At 53.9% G+C, this 23,823-nt stretch carries 22 protein-coding genes; 14 read left to right on the top strand and 8 right to left on the bottom strand.

Features of this window, described 5'->3' with window-relative positions; translation table 11 throughout:
* Window positions 1–123: 123 nt before the first annotated feature.
* The 3 genes from ACT3RP_RS02040 to ACT3RP_RS02030 all read left to right on the top strand — a co-directional run bounded on the left by ACT3RP_RS02040 (window position 124) and on the right by ACT3RP_RS02030 (window position 4,918).
* Entirely contained in the window at window positions 124–2,505 is a 2,382-nt protein-coding gene (locus ACT3RP_RS02040) for a mechanosensitive ion channel domain-containing protein (protein ID WP_483393354.1), read from the top strand.
* 132 nt (window positions 2,506–2,637) lie between these two features.
* A complete protein-coding gene (locus ACT3RP_RS02035) occupies window positions 2,638–4,098 on the top strand; it encodes a hypothetical protein (RefSeq protein WP_483393133.1) in 1,461 nt (486 codons plus the stop codon).
* 130 nt (window positions 4,099–4,228) lie between these two features.
* Window positions 4,229–4,918 carry a CBS domain-containing protein gene (locus ACT3RP_RS02030; protein WP_441686646.1) on the top strand — a complete coding sequence of 230 codons (690 nt, stop codon included), beginning with the start codon at window positions 4,229–4,231 and terminating at the stop codon, window positions 4,916–4,918.
* A gap of 67 nt (window positions 4,919–4,985) precedes the next feature.
* On the opposite strand, the gene ACT3RP_RS02025 is transcribed toward ACT3RP_RS02030, so the two are convergent.
* The 8 genes from ACT3RP_RS02025 to ACT3RP_RS01990 all read right to left on the bottom strand — a co-directional run bounded on the left by ACT3RP_RS02025 (window position 4,986) and on the right by ACT3RP_RS01990 (window position 13,135).
* Complete coding sequence (locus ACT3RP_RS02025) at window positions 4,986–6,110, bottom strand: aminotransferase class V-fold PLP-dependent enzyme (RefSeq protein ID WP_483393132.1); 1,125 nt, start codon at window positions 6,108–6,110, stop codon at window positions 4,986–4,988.
* A 133-nt stretch (window positions 6,111–6,243) separates the two neighbouring features.
* Window positions 6,244–6,681 carry a cytidine deaminase gene (gene cdd, locus ACT3RP_RS02020; RefSeq protein ID WP_483393131.1) on the bottom strand — a complete coding sequence of 146 codons (438 nt, stop codon included), beginning with the start codon at window positions 6,679–6,681 and terminating at the stop codon, window positions 6,244–6,246.
* Window positions 6,682–6,693: 12 nt separating this feature from the next.
* Window positions 6,694–7,419 carry a purine-nucleoside phosphorylase gene (deoD, locus tag ACT3RP_RS02015; RefSeq protein WP_444624590.1) on the bottom strand — a complete coding sequence of 242 codons (726 nt, stop codon included), beginning with the start codon at window positions 7,417–7,419 and terminating at the stop codon, window positions 6,694–6,696.
* A 28-nt stretch (window positions 7,420–7,447) separates the two neighbouring features.
* Complete coding sequence (locus ACT3RP_RS02010) at window positions 7,448–8,692, bottom strand: phosphopentomutase (protein ID WP_483393130.1); 1,245 nt, start codon at window positions 8,690–8,692, stop codon at window positions 7,448–7,450.
* Window positions 8,689–10,044, bottom strand: a complete 1,356-nt coding sequence (gene deoA / locus ACT3RP_RS02005; RefSeq protein ID WP_441686651.1) for a thymidine phosphorylase — start codon at window positions 10,042–10,044, stop codon at window positions 8,689–8,691. The genes ACT3RP_RS02010 and deoA overlap by 4 nt, the downstream gene beginning before the upstream one ends.
* Window positions 10,044–10,838 (bottom strand): deoxyribose-phosphate aldolase, encoded by a 795-nt coding sequence (gene deoC, locus ACT3RP_RS02000; RefSeq protein ID WP_096281689.1) that lies wholly within the window; start codon window positions 10,836–10,838, stop codon window positions 10,044–10,046. Before deoC ends, deoA begins: the two co-directional genes overlap by 1 nt.
* Before the next feature lie 86 nt (window positions 10,839–10,924).
* Entirely contained in the window at window positions 10,925–12,208 is a 1,284-nt protein-coding gene (locus ACT3RP_RS01995) for a NupC/NupG family nucleoside CNT transporter (RefSeq protein ID WP_096281687.1), read from the bottom strand.
* Between the two features lie 66 nt (window positions 12,209–12,274).
* Complete coding sequence (locus ACT3RP_RS01990) at window positions 12,275–13,135, bottom strand: outer membrane protein OmpK (protein ID WP_441686653.1); 861 nt, start codon at window positions 13,133–13,135, stop codon at window positions 12,275–12,277.
* Between the two features lie 321 nt (window positions 13,136–13,456).
* On the opposite strand from ACT3RP_RS01990, the gene ACT3RP_RS01985 reads away from it, so the two are divergent.
* The 11 genes from ACT3RP_RS01985 to ACT3RP_RS01935 all read left to right on the top strand — a co-directional run bounded on the left by ACT3RP_RS01985 (window position 13,457) and on the right by ACT3RP_RS01935 (window position 23,822).
* Window positions 13,457–14,224 (top strand): DeoR/GlpR family DNA-binding transcription regulator, encoded by a 768-nt coding sequence (locus tag ACT3RP_RS01985; RefSeq protein ID WP_483393353.1) that lies wholly within the window; start codon window positions 13,457–13,459, stop codon window positions 14,222–14,224.
* 388 nt (window positions 14,225–14,612) lie between these two features.
* Entirely contained in the window at window positions 14,613–15,554 is a 942-nt protein-coding gene (gene cyoA, locus ACT3RP_RS01980) for a ubiquinol oxidase subunit II (RefSeq protein WP_096281683.1), read from the top strand.
* 3 nt (window positions 15,555–15,557) lie between these two features.
* On the top strand, window positions 15,558–17,534 hold the full coding sequence (gene cyoB, locus ACT3RP_RS01975; protein ID WP_441686727.1) for a cytochrome o ubiquinol oxidase subunit I: 1,977 nt from the start codon (window positions 15,558–15,560) through the stop codon (window positions 17,532–17,534).
* Window positions 17,534–18,145, top strand: coding sequence for a cytochrome o ubiquinol oxidase subunit III (gene cyoC / locus ACT3RP_RS01970; protein WP_444624597.1), 612 nt, complete (start codon window positions 17,534–17,536; stop codon window positions 18,143–18,145). The genes cyoB and cyoC overlap by 1 nt, the downstream gene beginning before the upstream one ends.
* Window position 18,146: 1 nt before the next feature.
* On the top strand, window positions 18,147–18,470 hold the full coding sequence (cyoD, locus tag ACT3RP_RS01965; protein ID WP_444624598.1) for a cytochrome o ubiquinol oxidase subunit IV: 324 nt from the start codon (window positions 18,147–18,149) through the stop codon (window positions 18,468–18,470).
* A complete protein-coding gene (gene cyoE / locus ACT3RP_RS01960) occupies window positions 18,428–19,351 on the top strand; it encodes a heme o synthase (RefSeq protein ID WP_483393129.1) in 924 nt (307 codons plus the stop codon). The genes cyoD and cyoE overlap by 43 nt, the downstream gene beginning before the upstream one ends.
* Before the next feature lie 297 nt (window positions 19,352–19,648).
* Window positions 19,649–20,569, top strand: a complete 921-nt coding sequence (locus tag ACT3RP_RS01955) for an EamA family transporter (RefSeq protein WP_096282411.1) — start codon at window positions 19,649–19,651, stop codon at window positions 20,567–20,569.
* Between the two features lie 77 nt (window positions 20,570–20,646).
* A complete protein-coding gene (locus tag ACT3RP_RS01950) occupies window positions 20,647–21,156 on the top strand; it encodes a porin family protein (protein ID WP_096281673.1) in 510 nt (169 codons plus the stop codon).
* A 213-nt stretch (window positions 21,157–21,369) separates the two neighbouring features.
* Complete coding sequence (locus ACT3RP_RS01945; RefSeq protein WP_096281671.1) at window positions 21,370–22,431, top strand: HlyD family secretion protein; 1,062 nt, start codon at window positions 21,370–21,372, stop codon at window positions 22,429–22,431.
* Window positions 22,432–22,471: 40 nt separating this feature from the next.
* Entirely contained in the window at window positions 22,472–23,509 is a 1,038-nt protein-coding gene (locus ACT3RP_RS01940; RefSeq protein ID WP_444624599.1) for a DUF2955 domain-containing protein, read from the top strand.
* A gap of 127 nt (window positions 23,510–23,636) precedes the next feature.
* The gene (locus ACT3RP_RS01935; protein WP_096281669.1) at window positions 23,637–23,822 is read left to right on the top strand and encodes a CsbD family protein; all 186 of its coding nucleotides are present in this window, start codon (window positions 23,637–23,639) and stop codon (window positions 23,820–23,822) included.
* The last annotated feature ends 1 nt before the right edge of the window (window position 23,823 follow it).

Raw genomic sequence — 23,823 nt, 5'->3', positions numbered from 1 at the left:
GCGGATGAAGAAGGTCAGCAGGACGCTATTCAGACTAATTTTCAGGAGTAAAGCGTGCGACAGCACCGGTTAACCCACACGATAATAAGCATCGTCTTCTTTGTGCTGATCAGCGTGACTGCCATGCAGGCTCAGGCGCAGATGGTGTCCCTGCCAAGTTTGGGCGGCGGCGCTGATGAGGAAAAAGCCGACGTTAGCGGGAGCGAGTTTCAGAGCTCGTTAAACGATGTTATCGGCATGCTCGAAAACGAGGAGCAGCGGACCCAACTGTTGGCGTCGCTGCGCGAGCTGCAGATCACCACGGATGCTGCCAATGAGGAAGACAGTATTTTGCGCCAAGGCCTGCTTGGCGCGCTTGCAGATACGCTAAGCGATCTTGGTGATCAAGCTCAAGCCGGCAATTCTCCCCTTGATGAGTGGTCGCGCCAATTGTCGCAGGGCGCTGACGATTTACGCGCGCTTAACGATGATGCTGATCAGGGTGAGATCATTCGAGCCGTGGCTGAGGGCGCGGTGCTGGCGCTTATCTGGACAGGGCTTCTGGTGGTGATGATAGCTTTTGGGCGGATGCTGGCAACTCGCCGCCATTGGCCGTTGGATCTACCTCGTGACCCGAAAGGCAGGCTACTGGCGATACATTTTTTCCGGCGCATGCTGCCCTGGGCGCTAGCCTTTGCCATCACGCTAGGGATTGGTCAGGTGCTGCCTGATAGTCCAGGGCGAACGATGGTATTAGTCGTGGCGTATATTTGCCTGTGCGGTCGAGCGCTGTCGGTGGTGTTTGAAACGGTGGTGGCATTTTTCAGCCGCGGTCATCGTTTTACCGCTGTTCAGCTTCTCCAGCAGCAGGCCCTGCGTGGCCTGTTTGTGATTGGGGCATTGATTGCTCTCGGTGACGCGGTTAACTCTACACGCTTGGTAGAGCTGCTTGGCAGTGAGCTGTCGAGTCTGGTATCGGTGCTTGCCAATATGCTGGCGGCGCTACTATCCGTGCGGTTTATTTTTAAATTTAAACGTCCCGTGCGCCATCTGATTTGCAATCGCCCGTTTAAACAGCGCCGCGATGCCAGTACGGCCGTTGAAATGATTCGCTCGCTGGGCGGCCTGTGGCATATTCCCGCGCTGCTGCTGGTGAGCGGTTCTCTGCTGGCTATTTTTATTACCGTTGGCGATGTGGGTACCGCGCTGGCTCGTTCGATTATTTCAGCCAGTCTGTTGGTGCTCACATTAGTCATTACGGGGCTACTGCGACGCCAGTCGGAACGGATGGGGAAACGCCGTCATCGGCATCGCTACAGCCAGTACCGTAAGCGCCTAGAGCGGTTTGGTTTTGTGTTGGCGCATATCTGTTCGTGGATGGTGTTTGCCGAACTTTCCATGCAGGTGTGGGGTGGGTCATTGTTTGGTCTTGGCCAGCAAGCCGTTGCCAGCGCCCGAATTGGTCAAGCGCTGGTCAGCCTGGGTGCCACCGTACTGCTTGCGTGGCTGGTATGGATTCTGGCTGACACGGCAATTCAGCGCGCGCTTACCTCCTCTGCGCGTTCGCGCGGGCGGCGCGTTAATCAGGCGCGGGCGCAAACCATCACGCCGATGATTCGCAACGTCATTTTTGTCATCATTTTAATTATTGCGGTAATTTCTGGATTGGCCAACTTAGGCGTCAATGTGACGCCGCTACTGGCCGGTGCGGGTGTGATCGGTTTGGCCATTGGTTTTGGTGCCCAAACCCTCGTTCAGGATTTGATTACCGGTATTTTTATCTTGATCGAAGATTCGCTAGCGGTAGATGACTTCGTTAAGATCAATAATCATATGGGAACGGTCGAAGGGCTAACGCTGCGCACCGTGCGTTTACGCGATCTAGACGGTGTCGTGCATATCATCACCTTTAGCCGTATCGAATCGATTCACAATATGTCGCGCCAGTTCGGTATCGCATTAATGCGTATCCGAATTCCCTACGATATGAAGATCGACGATGCGATTACGCTGATGCAGGAGACCGCCCAAGAGCTGCGTAAAGATCCGATGATGCGCCATTACATCTGGTCGCCGCTTGAGATGCAGGGGGTTCAGGGCTTCGAAGATGGCTGTCCTATTCTGCGTATGCGTTTTCGTACGGCGCCAGAAATGCAGTGGGATGTTTCCCGGGCATTTAACCTGCTGCTAAAACAGCGCATGGAATCTCAGGCGATTGACCTGGGCATCCCGCGTCTTAGCGTCAGTATGGAAGCGCGCTCTGAAGACCGTCGTCAGGATGAAACCGGTACTGACTTTGCCATCGAAGCTAGCGGCGAAGAGGACACAGATAGCTCGCGTAAAAAGCCCGCGCCGCCCCAGCCCGCACCGCTGCCTACCACGGCAGAAACGCAAAAAGATGAACGGGAGCGGGCAAACGATAAGACGTCTGAGCGAGCGGCGTCACATCGTCACAAACCCCAGGCTCAAGGCGAGCCCCAGAGCAATACCTATACCAGCGCCAGTGGCGAACACGGCGATGAGTAACCACGGCGATAGCGGGTATCTGTTATGCAAAGGTGCAGTGGCGCCCGTTCGCCAAATGTAGAGGACCCTGGAGATGTGGCTTTAGCTTCTCAATATTATCGTAGTGAGCATTGACGTCGGGGGGGAGCGCAATTGATCAACGTTGAGCGTAAAAATAGCTTTCAGCTGCGCCTTACTCGGCGGCTTAAGGAAGAGACATCGCATAACCTCGATGTTTATCTTTTCATACCTGGCGAGCTGGGATTAAGTACCCAGCTCATCTCCGAGGAAGCGTTTTACCACTCGGCAATTAATGTGTCGCGCACCTACTATAGTGACGAATATCTGCTGCCGCTGGTGCATAGCCGTCTCGCCAGCCGAAACCGTTTGGGCAGTGACTCTTACCGGCTGAGTTTGAGTTTATATGCTTATCAGTACGTGGTGGCGATGGAGCGCACCACTCAGATGATGTTGGTCAGTGCCAATAAGCTCCGCCATGCCCGCCAAGAGGAGCGAGAAGAGAACAGTGAGGTGCACGAAAGCGCCAACGCTTTACGCGACCAGCTGAATGAAATGATCGATTTAAGCGATGGCATACTTAAGCGGCTGCGGCGCAATCAGCCCAGCGATGAAAGCTTATATAAGTACTTTGCTAATATTGATAATTATCTCTCTTGGTTTACTGAGCAGCAGCTGTTGGCGTTGGTAGCGCACATGCCTCGTGGCGGTGAGTTTACCGAAAGCCGTCGGCGCTTTATTAGCGTATGCCATCGTGAGGATGAGTATCGTCGCGAGCAGGAGTATAACGCTGAGCGAGTGATGGCTGATCCCACTCGAATGTCGAATAAAATGCGCCTGCTGCGCCGCCTAATCGAGCATCCCATCACGCTTAAACAGCAGGCGTTAGAGCTGGGTGGCGGTGAGCAAAAAGCGGTTAAGGCGCTGGCGACGGCCGTGGTGATGGCATGCGTAACGTTGGGTGTATTACGCGTGCGTGAGGTGGTAGGCGATATTACGGCGCTGTTTGTGCTGGCCATGGCGCTTCTTTACGCCATGCGGGAAGTGTTCAAAGACGATTTGCGCAACACCCTCTGGCGGCTGCTGCGCAAAGGACGGCCTAAGTGGCGCCGTCAGTATCTCGATCCTACTCGTAATGCCTTGGTAGGCCGCCAGTTAGAGTGGTTTGATTACAAACGCTTCGCCTCGTTAAGCGACGACATTCAGCAGATGCGCCGCCGCACGGTCGCCCAGCGTGAAGAAATGGTGCTGCACTATCGTTCAAGTTCGCGTATGTCGCCCACTCGTTTTTTAAGCGGCTACGAACATACCCGTGAAACGCTGAATCTCGATATATCAATGCTTACTCGATTAATGAATAAAGGAAAGCACCACATATACCGCCTGAAAGATGGCCAAGCGGTTCGTGAAAGCGTTGAGCGTCGCCATTTATTTAACCTCGTCGTTCGAGAAACCGGCAGCGAAGACTCGCCCTACCTTGCCCGCTGGAAGGTTGTGGTCAGTCGCTCAGGGATTGTTGATGTTGAAAAAGTCGAAGAGAATACTGTCATTAAGAACGAGATCATCAAGAACGAGGTCATGAAGGGCAGCAACTAACAGCGTTAACCACAGCGAATGCATGGCTAAATCGCGAGGAGCGAACTAGGCTCAAATAATGGGTAGCTTAACCTGCGTTTGCGGCGCAGCCTTTAAGGTTCATCTTAGAGCTGTCGCAAGGAGAAAAGCCATGCAAGCTATTGATATTATGACGCCAAAAGTGATCAGTGTGAGCCCCGATGCCGAGGTGCGTGAAATTGCCCAGCTATTGATCAATCACCGTATTAGTGCCGTTCCAGTTGTTGATAGTGAGCAACGGGTGATCGGGATTGTCAGCGAAGGCGATTTAATGCGCCAATTGAAAAATGATGATGACGGCAATCAGTCCTGGTGGTTATCACTGGTTAGCGGGGGCAAAGATCCCGGCGACTACGTTAAGCAGCACGGCCGTAAAGCGCATGAAGTGATGACCTCGAATCCGATCACGGTGGAAGAGAACACACCCCTTCACGATATTGCTCGATTGCTAGAAAAAAATCACATTAAACGCGTGCCCGTCGTGCGCGACGATAAGCTGATAGGCATTGTCAGTCGTGCCAACTTGCTACAAGGGGTTGCTAATGCGGCAGTGGCACCGACCCAGTCACCGACCGATGATCGACACATTCGAGACGCTATTTTAAAAGAAGTTGAGCATAACGCTGGTGTACAGACGGGAAACATTAGCGTGATTGTCAACGGCGGTGCGGTAGAGCTTTGGGGGCTAGTTGAGTCGCTAGAGCAGAAGCAAGCAGCAGCTGTTGCAGCAGAAAACATTGCAGGGGTGACTCGGGTCGATAATCACCTGGGCATGATGCCGCGCGGCTTTGGCTATTCGTAGCACATTTCGCCAATAGATCACTGGCCGTAGAACATGCCCGCCGTCTTTAATGGCGGGCATTGTCGTATTAGGCCACTGATTTAATTGCTTGCTCTAAGCTATCGACGCTACGCTGGGTGTGATGGAGTTTATCAAGCCCAAACAGGCCAATGCGGAAGGTCTGAAAATTGTCGCCTTCATCACACATCAGCGGCACGCCGCCGGCTACTTGAATGCCCGCCTGGGCCAGTTTGCCCACTAAGCCGCTATCGTTGTTATAGCAGACCACGACGCCCGGTGCCTCAAAGCCTTCAGCGGCAACGCTAACAAAGCCGTGGCGTTTCAGCATGGCGCGGACGTCATGCCCAATGGCTTGCTGCTCCTCTTTTACCTTGGCAAAGCCATAATCGCGGGTCTCCTGCATGATGTCACGCAGCTGTCGCAGGGCATCGGTCGGCATGGTGGCGTGATAAGCGTGGCCGCCGTTTTCATAGGCCTGCATGATGCTGTGCCACTTCGCTAAATCGCACGCAAAGCTGTTGCTCTGCGTCTCACTTAATCGCTGCGTGGCGCGCTCTGAGAGCATCACCATCGCGCAGCAGGGTGAGCCGCTCCAGCCTTTCTGAGGGGCACTCACCACCACGTCAATGCCGAGCGTCTGCATATCTACCCACAGCGTGCCAGCGGCGATGGCGTCTAACACAAACAAGCCGCCCACTTCGTGAGTGGCCTCAGCCAGTGCTTGGATATAGTCGTCCGGCAGCAGCAAGCCAGCCGAGGTTTCCACCTGCGGGGCGAATACGACAGCAGGTTTTTCGCTAAGAATCTGCGCTACGGCTTCATCAATGGGCACCGGCTGAAAAGGTGCAGTCGCGTCATCGGCATTGAGGCGCCGCGCTTTAAGCACCGTGTGTAAATCGGTTAAGCGACCCATCTCAATAATTTGCGTCCAGCGATAGCTAAACCAGCCGTTGCGGATGACCAGGGTTTTCTGATCGAGCGCAAACTGACGCGCTACCGCTTCCATGCCAAAGGTCCCGCTACCGGGCACAATGGCCACTGAGTGAGCGCTGTAGACTTCTTTCAGCGTGGCAGAAATGTCGCGCATCACGCCTTGAAACTGCTGCGACATATGATTTAGCGAGCGGTCTGTGTAGACCACTGAGTACTCAAGCAAGCCGTCGGGATCGACGTTGGGCAGTAAACCAGCCATGGCGTTCTCCAAGGGGGATGTGCTCTAAGCGGCACACTTCATCATTGATAAGTCATCATCACTAAGAGTACGAGCAATAAACGCACAAAACCAGCCCGCGAAGGAGCTGGTCTTTAATGCCGTGCAGGTGGGGTTAACGCGGTGGCAACTGTTCGGGGCCGAAGGCGTCGGGCAGCAGGGTTTCCATGGTGTAGGTTTTCATCAGCTCGCCGCGAGCGGAAAGTACCTTGATTTGCGTTGCTGGCGTCGCGAACTCGCGAATACGCTGGCGGCAATCGCCGCAAGGCGTGCAAAGATGATCCCCTGGCCCCATCACGTACACGGTCGCGAGCTGTCGCTGCCCTGCAGTGACCATCGCAGAGATAGCCGATGCTTCGGCACACAGGCCTTTATAGTGCGCTACTTCCACGTTGGCACCCGCAAACTGCTGGCCATCCGGCGTCACCATCACTGAAGCTACCGGGTGGTTCGAGTAGGGCGCATAGGCATTGGCTTGCGCACTTAGCAGCTGTTGAACGATTTCTTCTGAAACGATCTCTGCTGTAATGAACTCATCAGAACGTTGACTCATGAGCACTTTCTCCTAAGCGCGCGCTGCGTCGTCGCGCAGCACTGTGTCTAGCGCAATCAGCATCATATCGTCGAAGGTCGATTGACGGTCGGCGCTGGAGAGCGATTCACCCTTCAAAATATGATCCGATACGGTGCAGATTGTCATGGCACGGGCACCAAACTCGGCGGCGACGCCGTAGAGGCCAGCAGCTTCCATCTCAACGCCGACAATACCGTAACGCTTCAGCATTTCGGCCATCTCGGTCTGAGGGTTGTAGAACAGGTCAGCTGAGAACATATTGCCGACTTTTACCGGAACGTTCTGAGCCTTTGCTGCGGCCACCGCGTGCAGCGTCAGATCAAAGTCCGCAATCGCTGCAAAATCGTGGTCGTTAAAGCGCATGCGATTGACCTTGGAGTCGGTGCTGGCGCCCATGCCAATGACCACGTCGCGCACGTTGACATCGTCGCGAACCGCGCCGCAGGAACCCACGCGAATCAGCGATTTCACGCCGTAGTCGGTGATCAGCTCTTTGGCATAGATGGAGACCGACGGAATGCCCATGCCGTGGCCCATCACAGAAATTTTGCGGCCTTTATAGGTGCCGGTGTAGCCGAACATGTTGCGAACATCGTTAACTTGCCGAACGTCTTCTAGATAGGTGTCGGCGATGTATTTGGCGCGCAGCGGGTCGCCGGGCATTAATACAGTATCAGCGAAGTCACCGGGGGCGGCGTTAATGTGCGGGGTTGCCATAAAAGTCTCCTTTAAGCGGCGCTAGGCGTTAGCTAGCGTTAGGAAGAAAGCTTTCGCCATCGGCCATGGCCGGTAGCAGGAAAAAGTCGGCCAGGGTTTGGCCAATGTCTGCAAAGGTGTCGCGCGCACCTAGCGGGCCGGGCGTGAAGCCTGGGCCATACACTAGAACCGGAATGTATTCGCGAGTGTGCTCGGTGCCGTGCCAGCTTGGGTCGCAGCCGTGATCGGCAGTTAGAATCAGCAGGTCATCGTCACTCAGTGCCGCCAGCAGTGTGGGCAGCTTGGCATCAAAGTCTTCAAGCGCCGCGGCGTAGCCGGGCACGTCGCGGCGATGGCCGTAAACCGAGTCAAAATCGACAAAGTTGGCCATGATCATGGCGCGCTCACCGACGTCACGCTGACTCGTGCGCTTGATCTCGCTGAGTGTGGCATCCATCAGCGCATCGTGGCCGCTAGCTTTTACCTTGTGGGTAATGCCGCAATGAGCGTAAATGTCGGCGATTTTACCAATAGACACCACTTCGCCGCCGGCATCGGCGAGCTTTTGCAGCACCGTGGGGGCCGGTGGCTCAACGCTGTAGTCGCGGCGGTTGCCGGTGCGGGCAAAGGTCTTGCTGTCCTCACCCACAAACGGGCGGGCGATAACGCGGCCAATGTTGTAGGGCTCAAGCAGTTCGCGGACGGTCTCACACAGCGTATACAGCCGTTCCAGGCCAAAATACTCTTCGTGAGCAGCAATCTGGAACACCGAATCTGCCGAGGTGTAAACGATCGGCTTGTCCGTGGCGATGTGCTCTTCACCCAGGCGGGCGATGATCTCGGTGCCCGACGCGTGGCAGTTGCCAATCACGCCGGTGAAATCCGATTCTTGAACGATGGCATCGAGCAGTTCCAGCGGGAAGCTGTCGGTTTTATCGAGGAAGTAACCCCAGTCAAAGCGCACCGGCACGCCAGCAATTTCCCAGTGCCCGGAGGGCGTGTCTTTACCGCTGGAAATTTCTTTAGCGTGGGCGTAAGCACCTTCCAGGCTTTCCGGTAGCGTCACGCCTTCGGCCACGCTGCCGGTGGCATCGCGGTGGGCATGAAACAGGCCAAGCTTGGCCATGTTGGGTAGCTTGAGTGGCCCTGAACGATGGGCGTTATCGGCCTCATTACGGGCGCAGGCGGCGGCTATGTGGCCGAGAGTGTCAGCCCCTACATCGCCAAAGGTGGCGGCATCCGGGGCGGCGCCAATTCCAAAAGAATCAAGGACGATTACAATCGCGCGGCTCATGAGGCTTCTCCACGAAACGTGTCTTGCAGCAGGGTATCGGCGCTGGCCGTACTCTCGCCAATCGTAAACGCTGCACGCAGTTGCTCTGCGGCACGCTCTGCGGCGGCGTTATCGCGGGCGTGAACCATGGCGATGGGGCGCTGACTATCCACGCTATCGCCAGTTTCTACGATCTCTGTGAAGCCTACGCTGTGGTCAACGCTTGCGTCGTTACGCAGGCGACCACCACCCAGTTCCACCACGCTCATGCCCACGGCGCGGGTATCAATACGCTGTACGATGCCTGCTTGCTCGGCGTATACCGGTTTAATCACCTCGGCCTTGGCCAGGTAGTGATCAGAGCGTTCCATAAAGTCGCTGGGGCCGCCAAGCTCGCGCACCATGCGGGCAAATACTTCGGCGGCAGCGCCGGAGGTTAGCGCTTTTTCAAGCTGTTTAAGCGCATCTTCACGGGAACCTGCGAGTTTGCCAGCAATCAGCATTTCCACCGCCAACTCACGTGTTACCTGCATCACGCGGCTATCCCCGCGGTCGCCGCGCAGCAGCGCCAGTGTTTCAACAATCTCGACAGCGTTACCGGCACAGGGTGCCAGCGGCTGGCTCATGTCGGTAAGCAGGGCCGTGGTGGGGGTGCCCGCCTGCGTTGCTACGTTCGCGATACTTTTGGCAAGCTCGCGGGATTTTTCCGGTGTGGGCATAAAAGCGCCGCTGCCGACTTTGACATCCATGACCAGCGCATCCAGCCCTGACGCCAGCTTTTTGCCGAGAATAGAGGCGGTAATCAGCGGAATAGATTCCACGGTAGCGGTCACATCACGCACGCCGTAAATACGTTTGTCCGCGGGGGCCAAGTCGCCCGTTTGGCCGATAATAGCCACGCCGGTGGATTTCACTACCTCGCGAAAGCGTTCTGGCGCAGGGTAAGGGTCGTAGCCGGGGATTGATTCAAGTTTATCCAGCGTGCCGCCGGTATGACCCAGGCCACGCCCAGAAATCATCGGCACAAAGGCACCGCAAGCAGCGACCCACGGGCCGAGTACTAGCGAGACTAAATCGCCTACGCCGCCGGTGGAGTGCTTATCAACAATCGGGCCGGGCAGGTTTAGGTCGCTCCACTGCATCACATGGCCGGAGTCGCGGGTGGCGGTAGTCAGTGCGACCACTTCTTCACGGCTCATACCGTTGAGAAACACGGCCATGGTGAAGGCGCCAATTTGGGCATCGCTAATGCGGTCATCGGCAATGCCCTGCACGAAACCTTTAATCTCTTCAGCAGGCAGCGGCTGGCCGTCGCGCTTAAGGCGAATCAGCTCTTGAGGAAGTAGGGCATGTTTGGTTGCGTTGGCTGACATTAATAACCTCCGTCAATGGGGGCGGCGTTGGTGTTGCCGGTCAATGTGTCTAATAAGTTGCCTAACAGGCTAGAGGCGCCGAAGCGAAAGTGCGCCGGCGTCACCCAGGCGGCCCCCATGATATCGCTGGCGAGAGCCAAATATTCGGCCGCATCTTCAGCGGTTTTAACGCCACCCGCCGCTTTGAATCCAACGTCTTTACCGCTGGCTTTAATCGCGTTGAGCATAATTTCAGCGGCTTCTAACGTGGCGTTGACGGCCACTTTGCCGGTCGACGTTTTAATAAAGTCGGCGCCACCTTCAATGGCAATTTCACTGGCGCGTTTGATCAACGCAGGCTCTTTGAGTTCGCCAGACTCAATAATCACTTTGAGTAGCGCCTGGCCAGCACAGGCGGCTTTGCACATCTCAACCAGTTCAAGTCCTGTTTCTTCGTCGCCTGCCATTAGCGCGCGGTAGGGAAATACTACATCCACTTCATGCGCACCTGAGGCAACGGCATCGCGGGTTTCACGAGCAGCACCCATGATGTCGTCACCGCCATGGGGAAAGTTGGTAACAGTGGCAATCTTGACCTGATCATTGAGCGTGTGGGCAGTGAGCGCGCGCTGCGCAGTGACAATAAACTGCGGATAAACGCATACCGCGGCCGGGTGTCCGAAAGGCGTTTTCACCTGCTGGCACAGCGATTCGATCGTGCTGTCGGTGTCATTGTCATTCAGGCTTGTCAAATCCATCATCGTCAGCGCTTGGCGGGCGGCTTGAGCGATTTGTGGGGAGGCAGTCGCGGTCATAGAATTCTCGCAAATTGGTAAAAGAAAAAACGGACACTGCGATCTAAAACAACAGCGTCCGTTACAGGGTGTCGTGCTTGCTGCTGTTAGCTTGCGGCACTACTCAGCGCAATAAAGAAGCCGGCAATAGTGGCCGACATTAAGTTGGAAAGCGTACCGGCCAAAACGGCTTTGACACCAAAGCGAGCAATTTCTTTGCGACGGGTGGGTGCAATGCTGCCCAGGCCGCCAAGCAGAATCGCAATGGAGGATAGGTTGGCAAAGCCACATAGCGCAAAGGAGAGAATCGCCATGGTGTGCGGCGTCATTAGTTGGCCCGTGGCCGCAACGACCTGCTCCCCATCAATGTACGGCGCTAAGTTGATGTAGGCGACAAACTCATTGACCACCAGCTTTTGACCGATAAACGAACCTGCCAGCGTCGCTTCTTCCCAAGGGACACCGAGCAAAAAAGCCAGCGGCGCGAACAGCCAGCCTAAGATCATTTCTAAGCTAAGGGATTCAAAGCCAACCCAGCCGCCAATGCCACCAAGGATGCCGTTAATTAAGGCAATTAGCGCGATAAAGGCTAACAGCATAGCACCCACGTTAGCGGCCAGCATAAGGCCAGAGGTGGCGCCGGAGGCGGCGGCGTCTAACACGTTGGCAGGCTTGTCTTCCTGAGCCTCAATTTCTTCTTCCACTTTGGAGACGCTGTCGCTATCCGTTACGTCTTGCGTTTCCGGCATGATCAGCTTGGCAAACAGCAGCCCGCCCGGGGCGGCCATGAACGATGCTGCTACCAAGTACTCCATAGGAATGCCCAGCGCGGCGTAACCCGCCAGTACTGAGCCAGCCACCGAGGCTAGGCCGCCACACATCACTGCAAACAGCTGTGAAGGCGTCATGCGGGCGATAAACGGGCGTACCACAAGCGGCGCTTCCGTTTGGCCAACAAAAATATTCGCGGTGGCGGAAAGGGATTCGGTGCGTGAGGTGCCAAGCGCTTTTTGTAGCGCGCCACCCAAGATGCGGATGACCCACTGCATAATGCCGATGTAGTACAGCACGGCAATCAGTGACGAGAAGAAGATAATCACCGGCAGCACTTTAATGGCAAACACAAAACCGACGTTATCAACGTCGGCTAAGCCACCAAACAGAAAGCCAATACCGTCGTTGGCATAGACCAATATTTGGCTAACGCCGCTCGATATAGCTTGTAGCACCGCCTGGCCGAAGGGCACATACAGTACAAAGGCACCAATGCCGGCTTGAATAGCGAACGCGCCCAATACGGTGCGCAGGCGGATAGATTTACGGTCGTAAGAAAAGATCAGAGCAATGGCCACCAGAGTGACCATGCCTACCAAGCTCATAAGGAGTGTCATAGGGGGATCCTTCGAGTACGCGAGGGTTAGGCGCGCGGGTTACAAAAGCTTACTGGTTGCAAATGCTTATAGTAAGTTGAGCTTGACGGAGTAAATCATCGCATTTTGATAATCGTTGGGAGTGCCCAACTTATTTTCTGAATAGCGATACTGAATGCCGGTGGTGATCAAATCACTCGGGTGCCACCACAGGCTTAAGGCGCCGTTGGTGCCTACGCTGCCTGCGGAAGCGCCCACATAGTTCTGCTCCAGATACTCGTCATCACGGCCAAACGTTTGCTCGTGCCAGTTGGTCACGCTGAAGTTCTGATTGAGTGCAGTGAAATCATAACCCGCCACCCAGCCTGCCATGTAGCCGTTCATGCCGGTGTAACCATCGCTTTGCACGCGAGCAGCGCCAATAAACGGTTTAAACCATAGGCCGTTATCAAACGTAGTGAGGTAGCCTAAGCCCAGCACCTGGTCCTGCTCACGGCTTTCAAAACCATAGTCGCGAAAGTCGTAAAGGTGGGCGTAAATTGACAGCGGGCTGTCGCCTAAATAAATGTGCGACGTTAGCTTGCCCGCAGTGCGAAAGTTGTCTTTACCACCGCTGGACTCATCAAACTGGTCGTTGGTAGGGTTCTCGAAATCAAAAAAACCGTAAAATTCGCCCCAGCTAAAGCCAGCGCCGCCTTCGATTTCGAGAAACATAAAGTCGCTTTTTGCCGCGTTAGAGGCCGTGCGGGCTTCGGTGCCGTTCGACCAGTCCAAGTAGTTAACGGAGACGTTAGCAAAGGACCAGAGCGGATTAAGAGAGTTAGGCTGAGCGGGGTCTGCCAGTAGCGGCGTGGCAAAGGTGGCTCCTAATATTCCAGCTACGCCAGCGCCCAGCGGAATCAGAGGCAAGGTGCGAGAGGGTGTACAAGAGCGTGTACGAGTAGTCATGAAAGCCTCAACAAAAGTTGGTGCGGAGCCATAGAGGGTGGCTATCCGAGGTTATAATCGTGCGGGCTGGCGTTAATGTTAAAATTATAACATTTAGTGTTATTTTTATAACGCGGATTTGCAAGCGTTCTACTACCTGCTTTTGGTATTTCTTTTGCTTAGGGCGCCGGAGCATAAAAAGTCGTCGTGTCCGTGAAAATAAGTCAGTGGCAATGACGCCAACGTTCGCTCAACATAGAATCAAAAGCCGTCAGTGAAGAATGAGTGCGATAAGGATGTCGCAGTCATCATAAGAAGAGGGGTCGTAAGAGGATGCCCACTATTAATGGCCGTAGCGCGTTGCGCATTAGCCTGCTTCAGGAAGCGCTTGCCTGTGGCGGCACCCTGCATTTGCGCGATGCCGCAGAGCTGTGCAGTGTCTCGGAAATGACTATTCGCCGCGATCTCACTACCCAGCCCTCTGCTATTAGTTTGCTGGGTGGGCGCCTCTTTATGGCGAACTACGCTAGCGCAATCCCTAAATATGATTTAACCGAGCAGCAGGATAGCCATTACCAAGCCAAATATCGGCTTTGCCAGCACGCGCTTACGTTTATCGAGGAGGGCGACACGCTGTTCATTGACTGCGGCTCGACGCTTATCCCGCTATTAAGTCAGTTAAGCCATTTTCAAGAACTGACGGTGGTGACCTATGCGCTCAATGTGGCCAATGCGGTCGCTGCATTGCCCAACGTGCGCTTAGTGCTATTGGGTGGGCTATTCTATGCAGTTTCCCAGTCGTTTGGCAGCGATACGATGGCCGCGGCTATTGAGCGTTTGGGTATTAACAAAGCGCTCATTTCGGCAGCGGGAGTGGACCTTGCGCGCGGAGTGAGCTGCTTCCACTTTCATGAGGTGGCGCCCAAACAGGCGGCCATTTCGACGGCGATGCAGCGCTTATTAGTGGTGGATGCCAGCAAGTTTGGCGTGATTCGGCCGGCCTACTTCGCCTCGCTGGAAGATTTTGATGTAATCGTTACCGATGAGAAGGGCGCGCCGCAGTTACTAACCAATCCCGGCGTTGATGTGCCCAGGGTTAGCATCGCATAAGCGCTTTGGCAATAGCATCAAACAGCAACTATTTGGGGTGCGTCAAAGCGCCACTTCTTGCATGACCCAGACCAGTAGAGAATGCTACAATCTTGATCGTTTGACGAAAGAGACCCGCCGCCATTCCCATTCGACGGCGCATATTTTTCCCGGAGCAATGCTACCGATGCCGCCTGCTACGCGCCTTAGTTGCAAACGTAGCGGTTAAAGCAGCAGTTAACGTACTAATTAGCGCTGATTGACATAGCGCTGATTGACATCGTACGGCCTTTTTAAATCGCAGCGGTAGGGCGTTTTTTGAGGATAATGCTTTGGGAAAAGTATGGGGTGATAGTTAGCCTACTTTGTAGTTGGCTAGTGTTTATTGAACCTCTGATGAGATCACACCATGCAACGACACTCACTGTGGCGTAGGCGAGGCACTTTGGTGCTACTTGCGCTGTGCCTTTTTCTAGCAGGCTGCAGCTCGGCGCTGTTAGACCCAAAAGGCCAAGTTGGCGCTGAGCAGCGTACGCTGATCCTCACATCGTTTGGTCTGATGTTGATTGTGGTCATTCCAGTTATTGCAATGACGATGCTGTTCGGTTGGCGTTATCGTCGCAGTAATAGCGTCGCGAAATATACGCCTGACTGGGCGCACTCCAATTTGATTGAGGCGGTGATTTGGATCGTGCCTTGCGCGATTATCGTTGTGCTCGCCCTATTAACCTGGAAAACGTCCCACAGTCTTGATCCTCATAAGCCGTTGGAAAGCGACGTTGAGCCGATGGAGATTCAGGCCATAGCGCTGGATTGGAAATGGCTGTTCGTCTATCCAGAACAAGGCATCGCCAGTGTTAATGAATTGGCTTTCCCTGTCGATACGCCCGTGCGTTTTCGTGTGAGCTCAGGGACAGTGATGAACGCGTTTTTCATTCCCCGCCTAGGCAGCCAGATCTACGCCATGGCCGGCATGGATAACGATGTTCACTTGATCGCCAATGAAGTTGGTGTTTATCCAGGTCGTTCGACCAACTATAGCGGTGCTGGATTTTCGGGCATGACCTTCGACGCACACGTGACGTCAAACGAAGATTTCGATGCTTGGGTTGCAGAAGTTGCGCAATCACCTAACACGCTGAGTTATCCAGAAGGCTACGAAGCGTTAGCGGAGCAGTCTGAGTTTAATCCCGTCGAGTACTTCTCAAGCGTTACGCCTGAGTTTTACGAGCGTCTGGTGTCGAGCTTTCATTCAGGTACCGACCCAAACCCATCACATGATGAAAATCGTGCGCCAGCCATCGATAGCCACGAAGCTCGTCAATCTTTGAGCAACGAGGCGGGAGAGTAAACCGTGTTCGGTAAACTAACCTTAGAAGCAATTCCGTATCACGAACCCATTTTGTTGATATCGGGAATTATCGCTATTTTAGGTGGGGCGGCCCTGTTGGGCGCGTTAACCTATTTCCGTAAGTGGGGCTGGCTATGGAACGAATGGTTCACCTCCATCGACCATAAAAAACTCGGTATCATGTACTTTATTGTGGCGTTGATCATGCTGCTGCGTGGCTTTGCCGACGCGATCATGATGCGTACACAGCTAGCCATTGCGGCCGGTGGCTCTGAAGGCATTCTGCCGCCTCACCACTACGACCAGATCTTTACCGCGCATGGCGTCATCATGATCTTCTTCGTCGCAATGCCGATGGTGATTGGTCTGATGAACCTTGTAGTGCCACTGCAAATTGGTGCGCGCGATGTTGCGTTCCCATTCCTGAATAACCTGAGTTTCTGGCTGTTTGCCGTGTCGGCGCTGCTGGTTAACATCTCGCTGTTCGTCGGGGAGTTTGCCACAACGGGCTGGCTCGCTTACGCGCCGTTATCGGGGATAGAGTTTAGCCCCGGGGTCGGGGTGGATTATTGGATATGGGCGTTGCAGATATCCGGGATAGGTACAACGCTCACAGGTATCAACTTCTTCGTCACCATTATTAAAATGCGTACTAAAGGCATGACCATGTTCCGCATGCCGATCTTTACGTGGACCTCGCTGTGCGCCAACGTATTGATCATTGCCTCGTTCCCGATCCTGACGGCTACCATTGCGATGCTAACGTTAGATCGCTATCTGGGCATGCACTTCTTTACCAATGATTTTGGCGGCAACATGATGATGTACGTCAACCTCATTTGGGCATGGGGCCATCCAGAAGTTTACATCTTGATTCTGCCTGCCTTCGGTGTGTTCTCTGAAGTTATCGCCACATTCGCCCGTAAACGGCTGTTTGGCTACATGACGATGGTGTGGGCGACAATCGCGATTACCTTGCTGTCCTTTATTGTGTGGCTGCACCACTTCTTCACCATGGGGGCGGGTGCGAACGTCAATGCCTTCTTCGGCATAATGACGATGATTATTGCCATCCCCACCGGTGTGAAAGTGTTCAACTGGCTGTTCACTATGTTCCGTGGAAGCCTGGAGCTGACGTCGCCAGTACTTTGGACGCTGGGCTTTATCATCACCTTTACTATCGGTGGTATGACAGGCGTTATGCTGTCAGTACCTGCGGCCAACTTCGTGCTGCATAACAGCCTGTTCGTTATTGCCCACTTCCACAACGTTATCGTCGGTGGTGTGGTGTTCGGTATGATGGCGGGTCTGACCTACTGGTTCCCGAAAGCGTACGGCTTCATGCTGGACGAGAAGTGGGGCAAGCGTGCGTTCTGGTGCTGGTTTGTCGGCTTCTATGTTGCCTTTATGCCGCTTTACGTACTGAGCTTCTTCGGTGCTGTACGCCGCATGAACTCCTACCCGAATGCCGAATGGCAGCCGTGGATGATTCTTGCATGGGTAGGTGCGGTTATCATTGCACTAGGCATTCTATGCACCATTATCCAGTTCGTTGTCAGTATTCGTGACCGCAAGAAGAATGCGGATGTTACTGGTGACCCGTGGCATGGTCGTACGCTTGAGTGGTCTACTTCCTCACCTGCGCCGTTCTATAACTTTGCACGCTTACCGGTTGTGGGCGATATCGATAGCTTCTGGTCGCAAAAGCAGCGTAGCAACGAGCAGCTAGAAGAAGCGCCTTATACCGATATCCATATGCCCAAAAATACCGGAGCAGGTGTGATCATCAGTTTATTTGCGATGATCTTCGGTTTCGCGATGATATGGCATATCTGGTGGCTGGCAGGGTTTGGCGTCATTGGTATGCTGATCAGCTTCTTGGTGCGGGTATTTAACGACGATATCGATTACTACGTGCCAGCAGCTGAGGTCGAGCGTATCGAGCGTGCCCATCAACAACGTGTGGAGGCCCAGGCGTAATGGCTACTGAAACACAACATCTCGATGCCCATGCTGAAGAGCATGAGCACCACGATGCCGCTGGTACCAAAGTGTTTGGTTTCTGGGTCTACCTAATGAGCGATCTAGTGATCTTTGGGTCACTGTTCGCAGCCTACGCCGTGCTCATGAGGGGCACGGCGGGTGGACCGACCGGCGCAGACATTTTTGAACTGCCGCTTATTTTGGTCAGCACCTTCGCGCTACTGATCAGTAGTTTTACCTTCGGCATGGGCGTGTTGGCGATGAATGCCAACCGCATTGGCCAGGTGAAAATATGGTTGGGTATCACGTTCTTGTTGGGCCTTAGCTTTATCTGCATGGAGCTCTATGAGTTCAATCATTTGATCCATGAAGGCTATGGGCCGGATCGTAGTGCCTTTCTATCGTCCTTCTTCACGTTGGTAGGCACGCACGGTCTGCACGTAACATTTGGTTTGATCTGGATTGCAGTGATGTTGGTACAGCTGTCGACCAAAGGACTGACTGATAAAACGCGCCCGCGTATCCTATGCTTGAGCTTGTTCTGGCACTTCCTGGATATCGTTTGGATCTGTGTATTCTCCTTCGTCTACTTGATGGGAGTGCTGTGATATGAGCTCTTCTAGCCAACCGTCTGATCACGGCTCCGTAAAGTCCTATGTTACGGGCCTCGTGCTGTCGTTAGTGCTGACTATTATCCCTTTTGGCGCCATTATGCTGGGCTCTTTCAGCATGCCAATCAACGTCGGTATTATCGTTGTAACGGCCATTCTGCAAGTATTGGTACAGCTTGTTATGTTCATGCATTTGAACTTCAAGTCTGAGGATGGCTGGAACATGCTTTCCTTCGTCTTCACAATATCGATACTTGTCCTAGTGATAGGAGGCTCGTTGTGGATCATGCAGCATCTGCATCTCAACATGATGATCGGCTGATCACAACGCCTAGCCGTTGGAGCGATCTGCTTGAGCTGACTAAGCCGGGCATTATTGGCGGCAACTTGATTGCTACCCTGGGCGGCTACTTTCTTGCCGTGCAGGGGCAGTTTGAGTGGCTTAGCCTTATCTCGGTCATGGTGGGGATTGCATTAATTATCGCTTCAGGCTGTGCGTGTAATAACGTTATTGACCGCGATATTGATGCATTGATGGCGCGCACGCGCCATCGCCCGCTGGTGAGAGGAAGCATTTCAATTACCCAGGCATTGGGCGTTTCGGCGCTGCTAGGCGTGTTGGGTGTGGTATGTCTGGCGCTGGGTACCAACGGATTAACCGTTGCCTTAGCGGTGATTGGCTGGGGTGTGTATGTAGGGCTTTATAGTCTCTATATGAAGCGTCGCTCAGAGTACGGCACCTTAGTCGGTAGCCTTTCCGGGGCCATGCCACCGGTCGTGGGTTACTGTGCGGTGACGGGGCAGTTCGACAGCGGTGCAATGATGCTGCTGGTGATCTTCTGCCTTTGGCAGATGCCGCACTCCTATGCGATTGCGATTTTTCGCTACGCTGATTACCGTCGTGCGTCTATTCCGGTATTGCCGGTAGTGCGCGGTATCAAAATGGCGAAACACCATATCCTCGGCTACATCGTGGCCTTTATTCCTGCTTCGCTGGCATTAGGTTTAGCCAGCCAGGCAGGCGCTGGATATTTGTGTGTGGCACTCACCATGGGCGGGTACTGGCTTTACTTGGCGTTGCGTGGCTATCGTTTAGACGACGACGTGCGCTGGGCCAAACGTGTCTTTGGTGTTTCTATTCTGACCATTACGGCAATGAGCATTGTAATGGTACTAGAAGCGATGGTGCCCATGCTGGTGTAGCTAAGTTCAGCGCTAAGCCACTTGCCGTCACTAGCGCCCCGAGTAGATATCTGCTCGGGGCGTTTTATTGATATCTGCTGCTCAATCTCGCTTCTGTGCCCTCCAAATGGTTAATTTGGGGATTAAGTCGCGCACTAATATAGACTTTAGTTTAATATGCTGCGGTGCGGAAAATAGCCGCTAGATTTCGTTAGCCTTGGCTATAAAAGCTAGGCATGCTGAACCTAGATGCTCGTTTCTCGCTATTTTTCTTCTTACATCGCCACTATCATCGCCACTATGAGCCGTTTTGTTCTTATGCCTGCGTCCCCTTTACCCAATCTGTTGCCGCGTCGTTTAGCCATTCTGCTGATGGTGACAGTGGCGACAATGTTTGCCGCTAATCATGTCTCTGCACGGCTGGCATTTGATAATGGTGCTGGGCTATTGCTCGCGGTATTAACGCGTTCGGGTGTGGCGTGCCTCATCCTGCTGGCGCTGGTGATTGTGCAGAAAAAGCGCCTGTGGCTGCCCGCGGGTAGTTGGCCGTGGCAGTTAACCGTAGGGCTGCTAATTGCGATTCAGAGCGTTAGCCTATACTCGGCGGTAGCAAGGCTGCCCGTGGTAATTGCACTGTTGCTGGTCAATACATTTCCCATTCAACTGGCGCTGCTGAGCTGGGCATTTGGCGGCCCGCGACCAACGCTGCGTAGCTGCCTCATTATGGGCACTATCTTAATTGGGCTGCTGGTGGTGCTGGATATTCCTGCTTGGTTAGCTAATACCGATGACATGGGGCCAGGCTGGGTCGCAGGGATTTGTTTTGGCCTCGTGGCCGCATTTGTGTTTGCCTGTGCGCTGTGGGTTACCGAGCACCGTTTAGCCGGCGTAGGTAGTACGCTGCGCAGCCTGCTGACCATGCAGACGGTTTTTACCGCGATGGTCATTGGCGGTATCGCGGGTGTCGTTCCGGGAGGCATGAGCCTGCCTGAAAATAGCGCGGGTTGGTTAGGGCTTGCGCTACTTGCCCTGCTGTACGGGTCGGCATTTTCAGTTCTATTTATTTTTGTACCTCGGCTTGATATGGCGCGTAATGCGCCGGTAATGAATATCGAACCAGTAGCGTCGCTGGTTCTCGGTTATTTTGTTCTAGATCAAATGCTTAGCCCTGGGCAGCTAGTCGGTGGTGCGGTCGTTGTCGGGGGGATTGTGGTGCTTAGCTTATCCAAGGGACGGTAAATATTTGCGTTATTGATAGGAATGGACCACAATGCAGTGGAGTAAGGAAACACTGTTTTTTAACTGAGGTACAACCTATGAAGATGTCCGTATTATCACTAGCATCCGCGGCACTCCTGGTTGGCGCAGGTACGTTCGCAGCATCTGCTCAAGCACAGCAATCCTTCAACTATCCACAAGGATACGTAGGCGGTGATGCGATGTTCTGGAGTCTTGATCCAGACAATGGCTCTTCGCGTGATTCCGTAGGCCTACGCCTTCGCGGCGGCGCGCAGTTTAACGATTACTTCGCACTAGAAGGGCACTTAGGTACGGGTGGCTCCGACGGTGGCGCTGAGCTGGATTATTTAGCGGGTGCCTATGCCAAAGGTATTTTCCCCGTCTCCCCTGACGTTCGCATTTACGGCTTAGCGGGCGTTACAGACGTAGACTTTAACAGTGATCGTGAAAGTGGCTTCTCGTATGGCGGCGGCGCAGAATTTGACGTCGCACCGAATTTAGCCGTCGGCGCTGACTATATGCGCTACCTCGATAAGTCTGCCTACACGTTCGATGCAGCCAGCGTAGGTCTGCGCTATCGTTTTTAATCGTTAGTGATCTGCGTTAATCGTCAAGCCCATGGCCTTTATGCCATGGGTTTTTTGGTTTTTACAGCCCGCCATTATCAAAGCATATGTGCTCACTGGGTTAGTTATATTGTTAGCTAGCTAATTAGTTGTTAGACTAAAGTATCTTATACAATGCGCGCCCCTCGGCGGCGCTGGCCAGGGCTACCCTGGCGGCTAACAAGTGAGCCCTGCATGACCCCCGATCAAACGTTTGCCCGCTGGGTGAAGGTCGCTATTGTCGCCTTCATAGTGTTATTTATTTATTTTTTAGTGGCCGACAGCTTTATGCCAATGACGCCGGAAGCGCGGGTAATGCGGCCGGTTACTCGCATTGCGCCTGAGCTTAGTGGCCCGGTAGACGCACTCTTAGTGCGCGATCATCAGCGTGTTGCAAAGGGCGATGTGCTGTTTCAGATAGAGGCAGCGCCCTTTGCGTTAGCGGTCGATCAGGCGCGTCTTAATCGTGAGCAGGCCGAGCGGGAGAATGCCCGCTTAGAGGCAGACTTAGCCTCCGCACAGGCAGATTTGGCCTCGGCAGAAGCAACGGCCAGTGAAAGCCAGAGTGAGCGTCGGCGTGCTGAAACGCTGCTATCTCGCCAAAGTGTATCGCGTCAGCAGTACGATCAGCAGGTGGCCGCTGAACGAACGGCGCAAGCTAGCGTCGCCGCCGCCAGGGCGAAAATCGTCAGTCTTGAAGTGCAGCTAGGCGATTCAGGTAATGCGAATCTGCGCGTTCGTCAGGCAGAAAACGCGCTATCACAGGCTCAGCTGGACCTTGCTCATACGCAGGTGCGCGCCGCCCAGTCAGGCAATGTGACTAACCTGCAGCTAGGCGTTGGCGACTATGTTCAAGCCGGCCAGCCGGCCGTCGCAGTGGTGGCTGAAGAAGTAGATATCATTGCCGATTTTCGTGAAAAAAGTTTGCGTCATGTTGTGCTGGGCGACCCGGCGAAAGTCATTTTCGATGCATGGCCGGGCCAAGTATTTGACGCGAGAGTCATTGCCGTGGATGCCGGTGTACGTGAAGGGCAGCTAGCGGCCGATGGTCAATTAGCCGATATTCCCACATCCGACCGCTGGATTCGCGATGCCCAGCGTATGCGTGTGCACATTGCTCTCCAGCAGCCGGTTATAAACGCGCTACCGAGCGGCGCGCGCGCTACCGTGCAGCTCCAGCCGAGCGACTTTGTACTGGCAAAACCCTTTGGCTGGCTGCAGGCGCACCTGATTAGTTTGCTGCACTATGTATATTAAGCCGCTTAGCCGGTGGTGGGCTAAGCGCGATGGTTCTAATGTGCAGCGTGCCTCTCGCCCTGGGCTAACCCAAAATGGTCTGCGCCAGTGCTTGCGGGTGGCGGGCGGCGGTACGCTGGGGTTTGTGGTCAGTCAGCTAATGGGCTGGAACTACGGGGTATTTTTTACCGTTTTCCCGATGTTCTTGCTGGGCATGGTGCCTATTCTCAATGGCAGTATTATTCGCCAGTTTTTAACCAATGTTTCCCTCAACGTGCTGGAAGTTAGCCTAGTGGTTGGGCTGCTCAAACATATGCCGGTGGTAATGACGCTGGTGGTGCTGGGCATATTTTTATTTAGATTTAACTTGATGGCGAAGGGGCCGCTGTTTTTATTCGGCGCCAATGGTGTGCTCACACTCAGTATCCTGCTCCATTTTGCCAGCTACCCCGGCACCGACTTAAGCGATTTATTGGCCTGTAATTTAGCCGCGAGCGGCCTAGCGGTATTTATTGCCATGCTGATGCATACTCTGTTTCCTGACGTCGAGGCTCGCAAACCTCCGCCGAAAGGCGTTAAGTCACCGGCGCAAATTCGCCATGAAACGTTGATTGGGGGAATAACCGCGACGCTTTCTTTTGTTGTGTTTCAAGCCTTTGACTTAAAAGACTCGCTTTCGGCGCAGATGGCGACCATTTTGATTTTGTTTGCCTTGGGATACTCCGGCGCACGCCTTTCTGCCGCGAAGCGGGCGGTAGGCACGTTGCTGGGGTGCAATTTAGCGCTTCTAATGCAGCTGCTGCTGTATACCCAAAGCCATCATTTCCTGCTGGTGGTGATTATTTATTGGCTGGGATTAATGCTTTTTGGGCGTGAACATATTCACGAAGGGGGCGGTTCCGGGATTGGTTTTGGTGGGCTAACGACCTTGGGCATCCTCTTTGGGCAGTCACTTGGGCCTAATCAAGACCTTGTTTATAGTGCACTTTATCGGTTTTCTTCCATGAGCGTGGCGTTGGTGTCAACGCTGCTTGTGATGTCATGTTTGCACTATTTATTGAATTACTGGGAGCCCACGCGCTTGCCCGAAGTAAAATGATCATAAATAAATTAGCGCAACTTTTTTAATAAAGACTACTCTGATGATATGTCGATGTGTGATTCGCAGTGCAATTCACACTTTCACATACGGCGTTTTCCCTACTAACGGATTAGAGGTGCTCGTCATGTCAACAGGTAAAGAAGATAAAGCGAAAGGTACTGCCAACAAGGCTGCTGGTAAAGTGAAAGAAGCAGCGGGTAAAGTAACCGGCAGCGAAAAAACTGAAGCCAAAGGCAAAGTTCAGCAAGCGAAGGGTGAGCTGCAAAAAGGCAAAGGTGAAGCCAAGGAAGCGCTGAAGAAAAAGCACTAAT

This window comes from Halomonas sp. AOP5-B2-8 (assembly GCF_052376475.1).
GTDB classification, from domain to species: domain Bacteria; phylum Pseudomonadota; class Gammaproteobacteria; order Pseudomonadales; family Halomonadaceae; genus Vreelandella; species Vreelandella casei.
This window is presented reverse-complemented; position numbering and strand designations above follow the sequence as displayed.